Annotated in this window: 10 protein-coding genes; 6 read left to right on the top strand and 4 right to left on the bottom strand. The window is 43.9% G+C overall.

Annotated elements, in window-relative coordinates; all coding sequences use genetic code 11:
- Nucleotides 1-83: 83 nt before the first annotated feature.
- Nucleotides 84-4,049, bottom strand: coding sequence for an MBG domain-containing protein (locus tag FO440_RS05580; protein WP_144247224.1), 3,966 nt, complete (start codon nt 4,047-4,049; stop codon nt 84-86).
- A gap of 306 nt (nt 4,050-4,355) precedes the next feature.
- On the opposite strand from FO440_RS05580, the gene FO440_RS05575 reads away from it, so the two are divergent.
- Nucleotides 4,356-5,831 carry a lipase maturation factor family protein gene (locus tag FO440_RS05575; protein WP_222103929.1) on the top strand — a complete coding sequence of 492 codons (1,476 nt, stop codon included), beginning with the start codon at nt 4,356-4,358 and terminating at the stop codon, nt 5,829-5,831.
- Nucleotides 5,832-5,900: 69 nt separating this feature from the next.
- On the opposite strand, the gene FO440_RS05570 is transcribed toward FO440_RS05575, so the two are convergent.
- On the bottom strand, nt 5,901-6,176 hold the full coding sequence (locus tag FO440_RS05570) for a YtxH domain-containing protein (protein WP_144247223.1): 276 nt from the start codon (nt 6,174-6,176) through the stop codon (nt 5,901-5,903).
- A 217-nt stretch (nt 6,177-6,393) separates the two neighbouring features.
- Between FO440_RS05570 and FO440_RS24320 the strand changes: the two genes are divergently transcribed.
- A complete protein-coding gene (locus tag FO440_RS24320; RefSeq protein ID WP_186292576.1) occupies nt 6,394-6,534 on the top strand; it encodes a hypothetical protein in 141 nt (46 codons plus the stop codon).
- A 43-nt stretch (nt 6,535-6,577) separates the two neighbouring features.
- On the opposite strand, the gene FO440_RS05565 is transcribed toward FO440_RS24320, so the two are convergent.
- Nucleotides 6,578-9,052, bottom strand: a complete 2,475-nt coding sequence (locus FO440_RS05565; RefSeq protein WP_144247222.1) for a glycoside hydrolase family 95 protein — start codon at nt 9,050-9,052, stop codon at nt 6,578-6,580.
- 625 nt (nt 9,053-9,677) lie between these two features.
- On the opposite strand from FO440_RS05565, the gene FO440_RS05560 reads away from it, so the two are divergent.
- From FO440_RS05560 to FO440_RS05550, 3 genes are read left to right on the top strand one after another with little or no spacing between them, the layout of a single operon-like run.
- A complete protein-coding gene (locus FO440_RS05560) occupies nt 9,678-11,393 on the top strand; it encodes an IlvD/Edd family dehydratase (RefSeq protein WP_144247221.1) in 1,716 nt (571 codons plus the stop codon).
- A 30-nt stretch (nt 11,394-11,423) separates the two neighbouring features.
- Nucleotides 11,424-12,740, top strand: coding sequence for a gluconate:H+ symporter (locus FO440_RS05555; protein WP_144247220.1), 1,317 nt, complete (start codon nt 11,424-11,426; stop codon nt 12,738-12,740).
- A 35-nt stretch (nt 12,741-12,775) separates the two neighbouring features.
- Nucleotides 12,776-13,489 (top strand): 3-keto-disaccharide hydrolase, encoded by a 714-nt coding sequence (locus tag FO440_RS05550; protein WP_144247219.1) that lies wholly within the window; start codon nt 12,776-12,778, stop codon nt 13,487-13,489.
- Between the two features lie 36 nt (nt 13,490-13,525).
- Here the strand turns inward: FO440_RS05550 and FO440_RS05545 are convergent, their stop codons facing one another.
- Nucleotides 13,526-14,491 (bottom strand): isopenicillin N synthase family dioxygenase, encoded by a 966-nt coding sequence (locus FO440_RS05545; protein ID WP_144247218.1) that lies wholly within the window; start codon nt 14,489-14,491, stop codon nt 13,526-13,528.
- A 79-nt stretch (nt 14,492-14,570) separates the two neighbouring features.
- Between FO440_RS05545 and FO440_RS05540 the strand changes: the two genes are divergently transcribed.
- Entirely contained in the window at nt 14,571-16,016 is a 1,446-nt protein-coding gene (locus FO440_RS05540; protein WP_144247217.1) for a S41 family peptidase, read from the top strand.
- Nucleotides 16,017-16,114 lie beyond the last annotated feature (98 nt).

Genomic DNA, 16,114 nt, shown 5'->3' with positions numbered 1-16,114 from the left:
TGTTGATATCAAACCGTTTATTGTCAAATTCAAACAATTTTAAAGCTTTAAGGCAGTCGGGATCCCGCCAGTCATGAAATATATTACCTGATCACATTCACGTACCCTGATGCTTTACCGGGTAATACCTTAGTATCTATAATGTAATAATATACACCGTCAGGCACTTTCAAACCTTCGTATGTGCCGTCCCAGGGCACGGGGTAGCCAACGGATGAGTATACTTTTGAACCGTAACGGTTGAATATTTGCACCAGGCAATCAGGATATGAAGCCAATGCCGGTATTTTCCAGCTATCATTTACGCCGTCATTATTTGGCGTGAACGTATTTGGAATAACCAGAACTGTCGGCGCGTTAATGGTAAGCGTGGCGCTAATGTAGTTGAAAGTGTAGTTTACTGCCGATCCGCCGGATATTGTGATAGGATATACCCCGCCGTCAGATTTTGTAGTTGCAGTAGTGGTAATAGTTGGCTGTTCTGTTAACTGCGCTTCGGTTTCATTATTTACAAACCCGCTGTAGGTAAAAGTTAACGTTGGATTAGCGGCGCCGTAATTCTTAGTTTTATCATCGGCGGTTACCGTTAATATTGCAGGGGTTACCTCTATATCACCCGGCTTATAAGTTATGGCATAATTAGATGCTGTAAATGTACCTTCACTTGGATCAGACGGTATGATTGAACCTTTGTAAATTCCAACAGGATCAGTTGCATTACGCCCCAAGCCATAGGTAGATTTAACATTTTCTATTGTTTCATTATTTTTTAAGCCGCCTACTGCGAAGCTATTAGGCTGATCTTCACTAATCACGGTGCCGTATGTTTTAGAATAATTACCTGCTGCTACAATTAACGGGGCCGCTTTAACCGCGATGTCGGCCGGCATAAAGGTGACAATATAATTATCTTCATCATACCCATTAGCACCCGTAACTGCAATTATCTTTACTGATCCGGCATAATAACCAACAGGATCTGTGGCTGCCCCGCCTTGCCCGTAAATAACAGATACCAAAGTAATGATATTACCATTTTTTAAACTACCGGCTGTAATGGCAAAATCTTCGGAATTAGTAAAACCACTTAAAACATCGCCATAAGTTTTTGACTTGTCTATAGCAAAAATGGTTAAAGGTGCCTTATCTACGGTGCTGTTTGGCATCGGCACAGTTACAATTCCTGATCCTGAACCGCTGCTTAAGTTAATATCGCCGCTATATGCCCCTGCATTGGTTATAGATGCTAACCTAATATAAACCGGTACGGCAGCAACTGTACCCGCAGCGCCAACCGTTACGGTATTGCTAAAATGCACACCGTCTGTACTTACCTCGAAACCTGCCGGCGGCGTAACCGTTATACCGGCTAATAGATTTACGCCGGATACGGTAAAACTGCTTGATGGAGATGCCGTGCCGTAAGTAGTGTTTACTGATTGAGGCGTACCTACCGTTGTAATATCAGGCGGCGGGGGGACTATTACATTAATATTACCGGGAACGTATATAACGCTATAGTTACCGGCTGCAAAAGTGCCGCCTGTGGCATTAACTGCAACCACAGAACCAGTGTAAATCCCCGCTGTTGCTGTGGCTTCAGCCCCCGTTCCGTAATTAATGGCTACACTACTAATAGTTTCACCGTTTTTTAATCCGGTTGCGGTAAAACGGTTCGAATTGGTTACGTCTGCAAGGGTTGTGCCGTAAGGTTTATCTATATTATTTGCAGTAATGGTTAACGTTGCCGGCAGTACCACCAAATTAACAAGGCTATAGCTTACAATATAATTGCTGCTTAAATACCCGTTGCGCCCGGTAAAGCCGGATAGTGTTACAGTGCCATTGTAAGTACCTGCGCCATCTGTAGCGTGTGATCCTGCCCCGAAAGAAATATCGATAGAATTAAAACTGTTACCGTTTTTAAGATCAGGATTGGTAAATGTAACGTTAGGCGTATTATAATAAATGGTGGTATTGGTTAAAACATCACCATATATTTTTGCATAAGTGCCCGTAATATTTAATGGCGCGGGTTTAACAATGCTGTTGCCAATAGGCACATTAACAACAGAAGCTCCAGGACTGCTTAGCACAACGTTACCCGAATAGGTCGCCGCGTTGGTTGTGGCGGCTAACCGCATATAAACAAGCGTAGATGCGATATTACCTGTATTGCCGATGGTAAGTGTAGGGCTAAAGTTTATATTATCTGTACTCACTTCAAAACCAGGCGGCGGGGTGACGGTAACTGGTCCGGATAAATTTGATCCTGACACCGTGAAACTGCTGGATACCGAAGCAGTACCATAGGTGGTGCTGACAGGGTTTGGCAAACCTACGGTATTAATAAGTGGTGGCGTCGGGTTAACCGTGATGTTAAACGAAACAGGCAGGCCATCGCAGCCTTTGCCCGGGGTAAAATCAGTATTGTCTATTATGGGGGTTGGCCCCACGGGTATATCTGCAACCACGGTATTAGTAGTGGTATTTATAACATACAATTTATTATCCAAATAAGCTTGATCGGCTACATACAGCAAACTACCATCATTATTCAATGCCAAAGTGACTGGTATACCCGGAACCTGTATTTTACTAACAACGGTATTGGTTAAAGTACTTATTACGAATATATTTTGCGAACCCGGACCTGTAGTATACAGGTATTTACCGTCAGGAGACATAATTAATCTGTCAGGAGATGAGCCTAAAGGAATATTTGCTGTTACTTTATTTGTATTAGTGTTAATGACAGTTATAGTTTTCCCGTCAATATTAGATACATATAATAGTTTTTCATCCTTACTAAATATTAAATAAGCAGGATAATTATCGTTAGTAGGTATAGATGCAATGAGCTCGCCATTACTGGTATTAATTACGCTTACCGTATTTGTGAAATTTGCTGCATATAATATGGATCCATCCTTGTTAAAAAGAAAAGAATTAGGCTCATAGACCAAACCGTAAATTTTTTTTTCGACTTTATTGTTAGCAGTATTTATAACGGCTAAATCTGTGCCTAAACTAACATATAAATAATTCCCGTTCGGGCTTAATGTCTGCTGCATCGCGTATTGGCCGACACTAACAGTCGCAATTACACTATTGTTGGATGTGTTTACAACTGTCACCGTATTAGGAAATGTATTTATCAGATATAGTCTTGTGCCGTCGTGTGATATCAAAATATTTGAAGATGCTTTACCTACATCAATGGTAGCTGTGACAGTATTTGTTGCAGCATCAATTACAGCAACACTTGAATTATAGCCTGTTGTAGTAAGCACATATACATGTAAAGCGTCGGGGCTTACAACGAGTCGTAGGGCATCTTTAATAGGAATAGTCACTACCGGTAAGTTATTAACCGCGTTGATAACAGATACACTATTACCGATAGCGTTAACAACATAAATAAACCCGGCCGGCTTAGGTGTAACCGTAATCTTAGCAGTTTGGGGCGAATTGGTATTATTAATAGCGGTAAACGATGAGATATTGCCTGTACCGTTTGCTGCTAAACCAATATTGGTGTTGTCATTTGTCCAGCTGTATATCTGTGCTGTACCTGTAAACTTTACGTCAGTTGTAGCCTCCCCGCTATTTACAGTCTGATTATCTATTGCATTTACAACTGGTAAAGCATTTATAACACCCTTTACTCCAATGGTTACCTGCCCTGCATTGGGTGACGTTAAAGTAACATTTCCGGATATATTCCCAACACCTGCTGAAGCCGCTGAACGCACATAAATAATACTATTTACAACGCCACCGGTTTGTGTAAGGGTTAAAGTATTGCTGTAGCTACCATTTGCATTTAGCGAGATCTCAAAGTTGGCAGGGGCTGTCGCTGTTACATCCCCTACAAGATGATTCCCTGAAACGGTAAAGTGTTGAAGATTTGGATCAGAAGCCGCATTCCCTATGCAGGATGAGATACCGCCGGCCATTGTTCCGGTTGTTATAACCTGCGCTTTTATTTTATTATAAAAAAGGCAAAAAAACAGGATAAGGCTTGTTGCAAGTAAAAATTTGCGCATTGCCCTAAAAATATTATTTTTTCTGAAATATTTAACCGCGCATTTTGATAAACTTTCTTTAATAAATTGTTATAAAAAACAGCGTTTATATTTTAATATCAGGGGGCTTATTACAACAATCGCTTTTAAGCGCAAACGCTATGCTATTATTACTTAGACCCTAAACATATCGCCCTTATCATTGTATTAATGATCAATAAATTATCTATAATTAAGCCAATGAATACCAAAGTTGGGCGGCGCACTTATTGGCGGCCTGCGATCAAGAATAACAAGACGTAGGTGAAGAGCAACCATTAAAATGGAATGGCAACGTTGCAAACAGAACCGGTATACCAAACAGATAGCGTAGCTATTAAGCCAACTTACTGGCTTACCCGCTTTGTCATACTGCGTTTGCTGGGCTTTGTTTATGCCATAGCGTTTTTAGTGGCTATTAACCAGCTTGTCCCGCTGATCGGCGCTAATGGCTTACTGCCAGTCGGCAATTACTTTGAGCAGCTGGGCAGCGCGTTAGGATCTACAGGGGCAGGGTTTATAAGGCTACCATCAATCTTTTGGTTCAGGCATTCGGATACCGCGCTGTTAACCGTGTCATGGCTTGGGTTTATAATATCATTGATCGTTGTGGCGGGCTTTGCCAATGCGCCAATGCTGACGGTGCTGTGGGCGCTTTACTTATCCATAGCACACGCCGGGCAAGATTGGTACGGCTATGGATGGGAAATGCAATTAACTGAAACCGGCTTTTTAGCGATATTTCTTTGCCCGCTGTTTGACCTGCGCCCCTTCCCTAAACGACCGCCTCCATTATTAATTATCATCCTGTTCCGCTGGCTGGCATTTCGGATCATGCTGGGTGCCGGCATGATCAAATACCGCGGTGACAAGGTCTGGCGTGACGATACCGCCCTGTACTATTATTTTGAAACGCAGCCTATCCCCGGGCCCTTTACACGCTGGTTCCATTTTTTACCCCGGCTTTTATTAAAAATTGGTGTTTGGTTTAACTGGCTGGCCGAACTGGTTGCGCCATGGTTTGTGTTCGGCCCGCGGTTGGGGCGGCATATCGCGGGGACTATTATTATATTTTTCCAGCTTTTTATTATTGTCAGCGGCAATTTATCTTTCTTAAACTGGCTTACTGTTGTGCCTGCCCTCGCCTGTTTTGACGATGGTTTTTGGGCAATGATACTGCCCCAAAAACTGGTAGCCAAAGCACAAGCCGCTGCCGATATAGCAGAAGAATCAAAACCAATGAATATCACATCGTGGGTGGTAACCGCGTTGGTCGCCATACTCAGCATCCAACCGGTATGGAACATCTTATCGCCCAACCAGACTATGAACCGCTCTTTCGATCCGTTCGACCTGGTAAATACTTATGGCACTTTTGGCAGTGTAGGGCAGGAACGGCTTAACGTGGTTTTTGAAGGCACGATGGACGACACTACTAATAGTAACGCTAGATGGAAGCCCTACATTTACAAAGGCCTGCCTGTGTTGTTAGATCAGCGACCGCCGCAGATTGCACCTTACCAATTAAGGCTCGACTGGCAAATGTGGTTCGCGGCTATGTCCACCTCAGATCAGTATCCCTGGGTGTATAATTTAGCCTGGAAACTTTTACATAATGATGCGGATGCTACCTGCCTTTTTGCAGAAAATCCGTTCCCGAACAAACCGCCCCGGTTTATCCGTGCGACGATATACCGGTATAAATTCGCGCGTCCGGGTAATCCACAAGGATTATACTGGACACGCGAACCACTTGGACTCTGACTGCCGGTTTTATCTGCCGGCGACCAGCAATTAATAAAATACCTGCGCTATCAGCAATGGATCCGCTGATTAATCAATTACATGATCAGCCACTTTACGCACGGTCTTTTTTGACACATTGGTTTTATCGCTGATGATGTTGGCTGTAAGATCTTTGAAGCCGTCTTTCAGCACCTTGCTGAATTTGTCAAACTCGCCGCTTACCGCGTCAGATAATTTTGAACGCGTATTGGTTCCGTTCTCGGTAAAATATAAATAAGCTATGGCGCCTGCTGCCGCCGCTCCGGTTACGCCTAAGGCGATCAGTGTGTTGTGGTTATTTTTCTTTACAAATGGATTTTTCATAATCGATGTTTTTTAATAATTAACAACTTTCGTTCCAGTTTGGTTTAGAGATATGTTTAAGTTAATTTTTGAGGTTTTAATTGTCCGCAGAAATATTGCTGTCGATATTGGCTTTGTTTTTAAAACGCACTACCTAAGCTGTTATTGCCGATGCCTGCCCGTTTAAGTACGGGTTTTTTGTAACCATCAAGATCTGAACAATAACTAAAAAACGAATATGAACACCCCCGACGAATCAATTGAACAGCAATTAGACAAAGTTATTGCTGACGTAAAGGCCAATGGCGAGATCATTGACGAAATTGCTAACGACACCGCTAAGATCAAAGAAGAGCAGGAAAACAAGAAAGAGGAATAACAGGTATCCCTCTTTCATAACATAGCTTTGGTTTATTATAAATTTAGTTACCCACCAACGTATAAGTTTTACCAGCAACCGTAGCAAAGTCATACAGCAAGGTTGGTTTTTCGCCTGTAGGTTTTAATTGCGCCTTTGGCGATATGATAGGCTTTGCAGTTTCCTCATTCTGATAAAAGAAGTTAGGATTTGCACCTTTAGCTGTCTTTAATGTGCCGCCTTGTAATTTTATACTATTAGGCACACGCAGGCGGCAATTACCGCCAACGGTCGATCTTATTTTAAGCTCGCTTATTTTACCGTTGTCCCATTTCAGGCTCACAATTTCAAATCCGCCGCGGGCACGCAGGCCGCTTACAGAACCGGCAGGCCAGGCATCAGGTAAGGCAGGCAATAAATTTAAAGCGCCGTCTGCACTTTGCATCAGCATTTCGGTAATGCCGGCGGCACAGCCAAAGTTTCCGTCTATCTGGAACGGCGGGTGCGCGTCAAACATATTAGGGTAGGTACCGCCGCCATTGTTTGAGCTTCCGTGATTTTTACCGGTAGGTGTCAGTTGATTTTGGATCAGTTTGAACGCGTGGTTGCCATCAAGCAAGCGAGCCCATAAATTAACTTTCCAACCCATCGACCAGCCGGTAGATACATCCGTACGGTAAATTAACGAGGTGCGCGCAGCGTCAAACAGTTCGGGCGTACGGTATGCCGATATCTGGTTGCTTGGGTACAGCCCGTACAAATGCGATACGTGGCGGTTATGATCAGTTGGACTGTCCAGGTCATGCAGCCACTCCTGCAGCTGGCTGTACTGGCCTATTTGCATCGGCGGCAGCCTGTCGCGCGCGGCTTTTAATTTAGCCGCAAAATCCTGGTCGACATTTAAAATTTTTGATGCCGCTATAACCTCGCTGAAAATATCAAACACCAACTGGTTATCCATGGTAACACCGGCATCTATAGCTATACCATCGCCATAAACCTGCGGATTATTTTCGGGTGATACCGATGGCGAGATCACCAGCCATTTATGTTCGGGCTCTTCTACCAAAAACTCCAGGTAAAATTGCGCCGCGCCACGTAGGGCGCTGTAAACAGATTTAAGGTAATTTTTATCGGCATTGTACATATACCTGTCCCAAAGCTGGGTACTTAACCATGCCCCGCCCGACGGCCATAAACCTGAATAGATATAATCAACAGGGCCGGTAATACGCCACAGATCGGTATTGTGGTGTGCCATCCAGCCGCCAACTCCGTACATGGTTTTAGCCGTCTGCTTACCGGTAACCGACAGGTCTTTCACCATCTGCACCAATGGCTCATGCATTTCGGCAAGATTGGTTTCCTCGGCCGGCCAGTAGTTCATTTCTGTATTGATGTTGATGGTATATTTACTGCCCCATGGCGGGCTCATCTCTTTATTCCAGATACCCTGCAAATTGGCCGGCTGTCCGCCGGGTTGCGAAGATGAGATCAGCAAATACCTGCCAAACTGAAAATAAAGCTCCACCAGTTGCGGGTCATTGCCGCTTGCAAAATCGTTGATGCGCTGATCGGTGGGGTTCTTCGCCGCATCGCTGGTGCCGAGGTCTAATTTAACCCGGTTAAAATATTTTTGATAGGCCGCTATGTGATTGCTCACCAGGGTGGCATACGGTATGGGCCATGCTTTATTCAGGTAACTATTGGCCCGGGCCGACTCATCGCCGCTTATATCATCGTACTTTACAAAGTTTGTGGCGATAGAAATGAACAGGGTTGCCGAATTTGCTTTAGTTACGTTTACAGACGTGTCAGAAACTGATATTTCGCCACCATCCGGCTTTATCTTTACCAAAGCCTGGAATTTGTCCAGCCCTTTTATGCCGTCCCTATCACCTGATATGCCCAGCAAAACCAACTCGTCTTTTCCCCTGGTAACCACATTGGATTTTTGCGGACTTGCCATGGCTGCCGAAAAATTCAGGCTGCCCGGTTTGCTGGCAGAAAGATGCACCACAATAACCTGGTCGGCGTTTGAGGCAAAAGCCTCTCGTTTATAAGTAACATCGCCAACAGTATAAGTAGTAGTTGTAATAGCTTTAGACAGATCAAGCTCGCGATGATAATTTTGATAATGCTCATGCCCCGGAAAGTTCAAATATAGATTGCCCACCGGCTGATAGCACATCCCATTATCTTTACTGGTCATCATTTTTTTACTGGCCAGATCGGCAGCTTCTTTGCGTTTATTCTCAAAAATGAGGCGCTGCACATCCTTTAGTACAGATAGCGCTTGCTCATCGTCATTGCGGCTTGGTCCGCCGCTCCATAAGGTTGCTTCATTTAACTGGATGGTTTCGCGTTCGGGATTACCATATACCATGCCGGCCAAACGGCCATTGCCTATGGGCATAGCCTTTTCCCACACATGGCCCGACGGCTTATCGTACCATAACTTTAAATCATTTTTTTGGGCAAAAAGGTTGATGGCGGCACTTAGCAGCGCAACCGTCAATAGCGTTTTCTTAGGGATCATAATATTGGTTTACAGCCCTAAAGCTATTGATTTTTTATTTTAAATGCATAATCGCTTACTGATGATCAAGGTAACAATTGCGTATCAGATGACTATAAACCATGCGAATGCTTATGACTCCATACGGCAGACATCATAAGAAAGAAACAAAATGTTGCTTTGAACCAATGCGTGATGAAAAATAACCTGTTTTGTGGTAATTATACCGGCGTAGCTTTGCAGCTACGCCGGTCAATTAACCAACTTCAACTAAATGAACGAATGCCAACCCCCTAATAGGCCTCCGCCAAACAGTTATTTTCTAAATGATAAGGCTTAGAATATTTGAAGGTAAAAAATAACTCAGAATAATTTGCTGTTCATTTTGTTCACATTTTTTTAAGGTGTTTTAGTCCAAAAACAAGGTTTAAGGATACGTGAGGGCTGTTTTTGCTTTTTGCCTGTTCAGTAAGCTGAACAGTTGTGCATAACTGAACACTTTAACATATTAAACGCATTTGTTTTAAAGTTTTCTTACTTTGCATACAGTATTACCAATTTAATAAAACACTAATTATTATAAGGCCTGCCATTATCTTTTTCATAGGATAGCCGGCCTTTGTTATCCTATAAATCATAATAAGCAATGTCTACATTTCGCAGTTCAGACTGGTTTGGCAAAAAAGATAAAATGGGGTTCATCTACCGTAGCTGGATGAAAAACCAGGGCATGCCCGAAGATATGTTTGACGGCCGGCCGGTTATTGGCATTTGCAATACCTGGTCTGAGCTTACCCCATGCAACGCGCACCTGCGTGATATTGCCGAAAGCGTAAAGCGCGGCGTATTTGAGGCAGGCGGTTTCCCGTTAGAGTTTCCCATTATGTCCTTAGGCGAAACTTTGCTTAAACCTACCGCCATGCTGTTCAGGAACCTGGCCAGTATGGATACCGAAGAATCCATAAGGGGCAATCCTATTGACGGCGTTGTGCTGCTAACCGGTTGCGATAAAACAACCCCCTCAACTTTGATGGGCGCGGCAAGTGTAGATCTGCCTACCATTGTTGTGCAGGGCGGCCCTATGCTGAATGGCAAGTATAAAGGCCATGATATCGGGTCGGGCACTAACGTATGGACCTTTACCGACGACTTGAAAACTGGCAAGATCTCTTACGCCGAGTTTGCCGAGGCCGAAAGCTGTATGTCAAGAAGCCCCGGCCATTGTATGACCATGGGCACCGCGTCAACCATGGCTTGTATGGTCGAGTCGCTGGGTATGTCGTTAAGCGGCGGCGCGGCTATTCCGGCGGTCGATTCACGCAGAAAAAGGATCGCACAGCTATCAGGCAGGCGTATTGTTGAAATGGTGAAGGAAGATCTTAAAATGTCAAAGATCTTAACCCGCGCCGCTTTTGAAAATGCCATAAAAGTTAACGCGGCCATTGGCGGTTCATCCAACTTTGTCATCCACCTGACCGCTATCGCGGGCCGTATTGGTGTAGACTTAAAGCTGGAAGATTTTGACAACATCGGCAGTAAAATGCCTTTACTGTTAGACCTGATGCCGTCGGGCAAGTTCCTGATGGAAGACTTTTATTATGCGGGCGGCTTACCGGCCATTATTAAACAAATGAGCCCGGTGCTGGATATGGATGCCATAACGGTAACAGGCAAATCGCATAAAGAAAATATTGAAGCCGTTGGCACTATATATAATGAAGATGTAATTCATCAATTTGAAAAACCGCTGATAGACGAGGCCGGTATTGTTGTGGTTAAAGGCAATTTAGCCTTAAACGGGGCGGTGATCAAACCATCGGCCGCTACACCGGCATTGATGCAGCACCGTGGCCGGGCCGTGGTGTTTGAAAACATTGAAGATTACCACGACCGTGTTGACGACCCCAACCTGGATATTGACGAAACATGTGTAATGGTTTTAAAATCAGTTGGACCGGTTGGTTATCCCGGCATGCCCGAGGTGGGTAACATGACGCTGCCAAAAAAACTGTTGGATAAAGGCGTAACCGATATGGTACGCATCTCTGACGGGCGCATGAGCGGGACGGCCTTTGGTACGGTGATCCTGCATGTATCACCAGAATCGGCCATCGGTGGCAATTTAGGATTGGTGCAGAATGGAGACATGATCAAACTGGATGTTCCCAATAAATCACTGCATTTAGAGGTATCTGATGAAGAACTGGCCATCCGCAGAAGCAAATGGACAGCACCGGCACCGGCCTCAAACCGGGGTTATGTTAACCTGTACGTTAACCACGTTCAACAGGCAGACAAAGGCGCGGACCTTGATTTCCTGGTGGGCGGCTCGGGATCAGAAGTTTTGAGGGATTCACATTAAGCCCAAAATAACAAGTACTTATAGTAATATATGGCAATACTCATCCTTGTCGCTTGCATCATAACGCTGATATTGCTCATTACCTGGGCAAAACTGAATGTGTTCCTTACGTTTTTGATCATATCGCTGATGGCAGCCTTGCTGTTGGGCATGCCTTTGCCGCATATCGTACAGTCCATCAATAAGGGGCTGGGCGATATGCTGGGCTCGTTGGTTATTATCATAGCGCTTGGTACCATGTTGGGCAAACTGGTTGGGGTTAGCGGCGCGGCGCAAAAAGTGGCTACATCCATGCGCAACGTTTTTGGCGAAAAATACATTACCTGGGCCATGTGCTTTACCGGCTTTATTGTGGGCATCCCCCTGTTTTACAACGTTGGGTTTTTTATAATGGTCCCAATGATCTTTTCAGTATCAAACCGCTATAAATTGCCCCTGGTTTATGTAGGCATACCCATGCTGGCCGCGCTATCTGTTATGCACGGGTTTTTACCGCCGCATCCATCCCCAACGGCATTGCAGATCCAGTTTCATGCTGATATTATTAAGGTTTTTGTTTACGGTTTGGCTGTCGCGATACCGGCCATTATCATAGCGGGGCCCTTGTTTGCCACTACCTTACGCAACATGAAAACCACCTCGGTTATTGCCATGTCTGTACAGGATATGCGCGACGATAAATTACCCGGCCTGGCAAACAGTATATTGTCTTCACTTTTGCCTGTGTTGCTGATCGGCTTAAGTTCGGTGTTCATCAGGTTTGCAGGTAATAACATCGTTTTAAAAAACATCCTCGGTTTTATTGGCGACCCTACTATTGCCATGATGGAAACCATCGCGATTGCTACTTATACGCTGGGGATAAGAATGGGGATGAAGCTGACAGATGTGATGAACCTTTATGCAGAGGCCATAAAAGAAATAGCCATGGTACTGCTGATCATTGGCAGCGCAGGTATTTTAAAGCAGATCTTTTTAGACAGCGGCGCAAACGCGCAGATAGCAGCAACCTTACAAGGCCTTAATTTGCCACCGCTGATGTTAGGCTGGATCATTGCCGCCATATTAAGATTATGCTTAGGATCAGCTACAGTAGCGGGGTTAACCGCCGCCGGCATCATTTACCCGGTAATGCAACATACGGCTGTCGACCCAAACCTGATGGTATTATCAATAGGCGCGGGCAGTTTGTTCTGCTCGCATGTTAACGACACCTCTTTTTGGGTTACCAAAGAATACTTTGGTTTAAGCATGAAGCAAACGTTCCTGTCATGGTCATTGATGGAAACACTGGTATCGGTAATAGGGCTGATTGGCGTATTGATACTGAACACATTAGTGCGATAAATTTTATTTATTTTTGATCACATCAACATAAAACCATGAAAAAATTACTTTTAATAGCGCTGATGGGGATCGCGCTGTCGCCGGCATTTAGCCAGAAAGCCAAGGACAATACCTTGACTAAAAAAGAAACAAACCAGCACTGGAAGTTACTGTTTGACGGGTTGACCACCACCGGCTGGATAAACGGCGATGGATCACAAGTTACAGCCGCGCCGGGCGGATGGGTAATTGCTGATGGCGCGCTTACGCTTAAAAAAGACGCCAAAGGCGGTGACATTTATACTGCTGATGAATACGGCGATTTTGAATTTTCTGCCGATTTTAATATTGAACCGGGCACCAACACCGGTATAAAATACTTCTATTATAAATACGATAAAGGCGGCAACCTGGGCTGCGAGTTCCAGATCATTGATGATGTATTGGGCGAGGACAACAAACAGGCTAACCACTTGCTGGGCTCATTATACGATGTATTGCCACCTGTTGAAGCCAACAAAAAAGTAAACCCTCCGGGCAAATGGAACACTATCCGCATTGTAGCCAAAGGCAAAAATGTACAGCACTGGGTAAACGGTGTTAAGGTATTAGAATATACCCGCGGCAGTAAGGAATATCTTGACGGTGTAGCAAAAAGTAAATTCAGCAAAGTAGAGCCGGTATTTGGCATGGTTGATAAAGGCCGCATCCAGCTGCAGGACCATCACGGGCCGGTTGCCTTTAAAAACATTAAAGTACGAGTGTTATAGCCGTACTTTAATGTCTTATTTGATTGAAACTAAGCCCTATTTCTTCAGACCTATTTCGCGTAAACGCTCATCCAGGTATTCGCCGGCTGTAATGTCTGTGTATAATTTAGGGTGATTAGCATCAATGGTTGATGGCAGCGATGTAAGATCCATGCCCGATACCGGGTGTAAAAAGAACGGCACCGAGTAGCGCGAATTTTTCATCAGCTCGCGCGGCGGATTAACCACACGGTGCGTGGTTGATTTTAGCTTGTTATTGGTTAAACGCTGTAACATATCACCTACGTTAACCACCAGGTCTTCGCCATGCGCCTTAACCGGGAACCATTCGCCATCGCGGGTTAATAACTCAAGGCCATCGGCGCTTGCGCCTATCAATAAGGTAATCAAGTTGATATCCTCATGCGCACCGGCACGTACGGCATCCGCAGGTACAGAATCCGGGTCTTCTATCGGGAAATAATGTAGCGTACGTAATATAGAGTTACCGTTATGCACCTTGTTATCAAAATAATGCTCGTCTAAACCCAGGTATATGGCTATGGCGCGCAGCAATTGCTTACCTGCTGCTTCCAACTTTTGGTAAACCTCTAAAGTTACCGGGTTAAATTTGGGCAGTTCTTTAACCTGCAGGTTCTCCGGGTATTCTTCTTTTAGTTTGGCATCGTCAGTTACGGTTTGTCCTATCTGCCAAAACTCTTTCAGGTCGGGCGTTTTAAAGCCTTTGGCGGTTTCTTTTCCTTTACCGGTATAACCACGCTGCCCTGCAAGTCCCGGTATCTCATAGCTTGATTTTACGCTGTCAGGCAGTGCAAACAATGCTTTTACCTGCTCGTACAGATCATCTATCAGCGCTTTGCTTAAGCCGTGATTGGTTATGGTAACAAAACCGGTTTCGTTAAATGCTTTACCAATCTGGTCAGAAAATTGCTTGCGCTCTGCCTCCGAGCCGTTAATATAAGTATTGAGATCAAGGCGTGGGATATTTATTGCTGTGCTCATAGTATGTAGAAAATCTAATGCAAAAATATTTAATTAAAAGTAGTTTATTTAAGATAAAACCTATAATATTAAGTTACCTATGAAACGCTTATATATGTTAACCCTTATTGTGCTGTCGTGCTTTGTATCCAAAGCGCAGGACACCTTGAAAAGTAAGGCGCCAAAAACCTTTTCAATAAACCAGCTAAAGTCTGATTTTGTTTTTTTCAGGACGGTAATGGAAAACGCGCATCCCAGTCTGTACAGGTACTTACCCAAAGATTCTATAAACCGGTATTTCGATACCACATCCAATAAAATAGATCAGCCACTTACAGATGTGGCATACTGTAAACTATTGCAAAACATATTGGCTAAAGTAGGCTCCGGGCATACAACCCTTACGTTAGAGAATAGTTTAGCCTTTAACAACGACATGCACGATATACTACCTTTTTCGGTACAGGTACAAGACAACCGGTTATTTATAAGTCAGCTTTATCGTAAGGCAGATACCACATTTAAGGTGGGCGATGAGATCCTGGTTATTAATAACGAATATGCAGCATCCATTTTAGAGCAAATGCGCGGGCTGGTAACGGGTGATGGATATTCAGACAGCTTTAAGGATTTTAAAATACAAAAATCATTTCCCGGTATTTTCAATTTGCTGCATGGCGATCAGTACCATTTTCTGATATTTTATAAACACGGCAACCAGGTAAAAAAACAAATGGTGCGGGCACTTACGCTTAGATTGGGGAACAGAACAGCTCCTCCTAAATCCGACCCCGACCAGATCAAACTCACTTATCCTACCGATATCCCTGCTACTGCTGTTTTGAAGATCGCAAATTTTACCTATAAAGATTATAGCTCTGTCCATCGCTCTTATTTTAAAGAACTTGAAAAAAATAATATTAAAAATCTGATCGTAGATCTGCGCGATAACACCGGCGGGAGTGAAGACGTTTGTATTGACCTGATGCAATATTTAATGGACAATAGGTTTTATTACCACATTGCCCAGGAAGGTGTACTTAACGCCGAAGATCTTAAATACTTTGCAGATCGATCTAATAAATCCCCCGGTTCAGCCAATCTAACTTCATTACAGAATGAGCGAAGTTTTTTCCGGGTAACAAATTCGGGCAATGAACAGCAACTTATTTCGGGCAAACGCTTTAAGGGCAATATCTATATCCTTGTAAACAGGGGCACTTTTTCAGCTGCCTCTTTATTTGCAGTGGCTGTAAAAGCACAAAGAGAATGCACTGTAATTGGTGAAGAAACCGGAGGAGGTAAGGCAGGTTGTGATGGCGGTGAGATTATGAAAGTTATTTTACCTGAAACGCGCATTTGTTTGTATATACCAACCTTATGGACCTATTCGGCAAGTAAAGACCAAAATACAGGAGAAGGACTAAAGCCCGATATCGAATTTTCTTACCCGCCCGGTATGCCTCATTCTGCCCATGGCGATGTTGACCCGATAATGGAGGTTGCGAAAAAAGCGATCATCCAAACCAGCCAAAAACTACAATAGCACAATTATTAATTTAAAACAATTAACGCGCTAAACGTTTTATATTTTGTTACGTCATAATAATAAATTGTGATATAGAAATAATAAATAAACCTTAA

The organism is Mucilaginibacter corticis (assembly GCF_007558865.1).
GTDB classification, from domain to species: domain Bacteria; phylum Bacteroidota; class Bacteroidia; order Sphingobacteriales; family Sphingobacteriaceae; genus Mucilaginibacter; species Mucilaginibacter corticis.
Note: the sequence above shows the minus strand (reverse complement) of the source record. Positions and strands in the feature narration are given on the sequence as shown.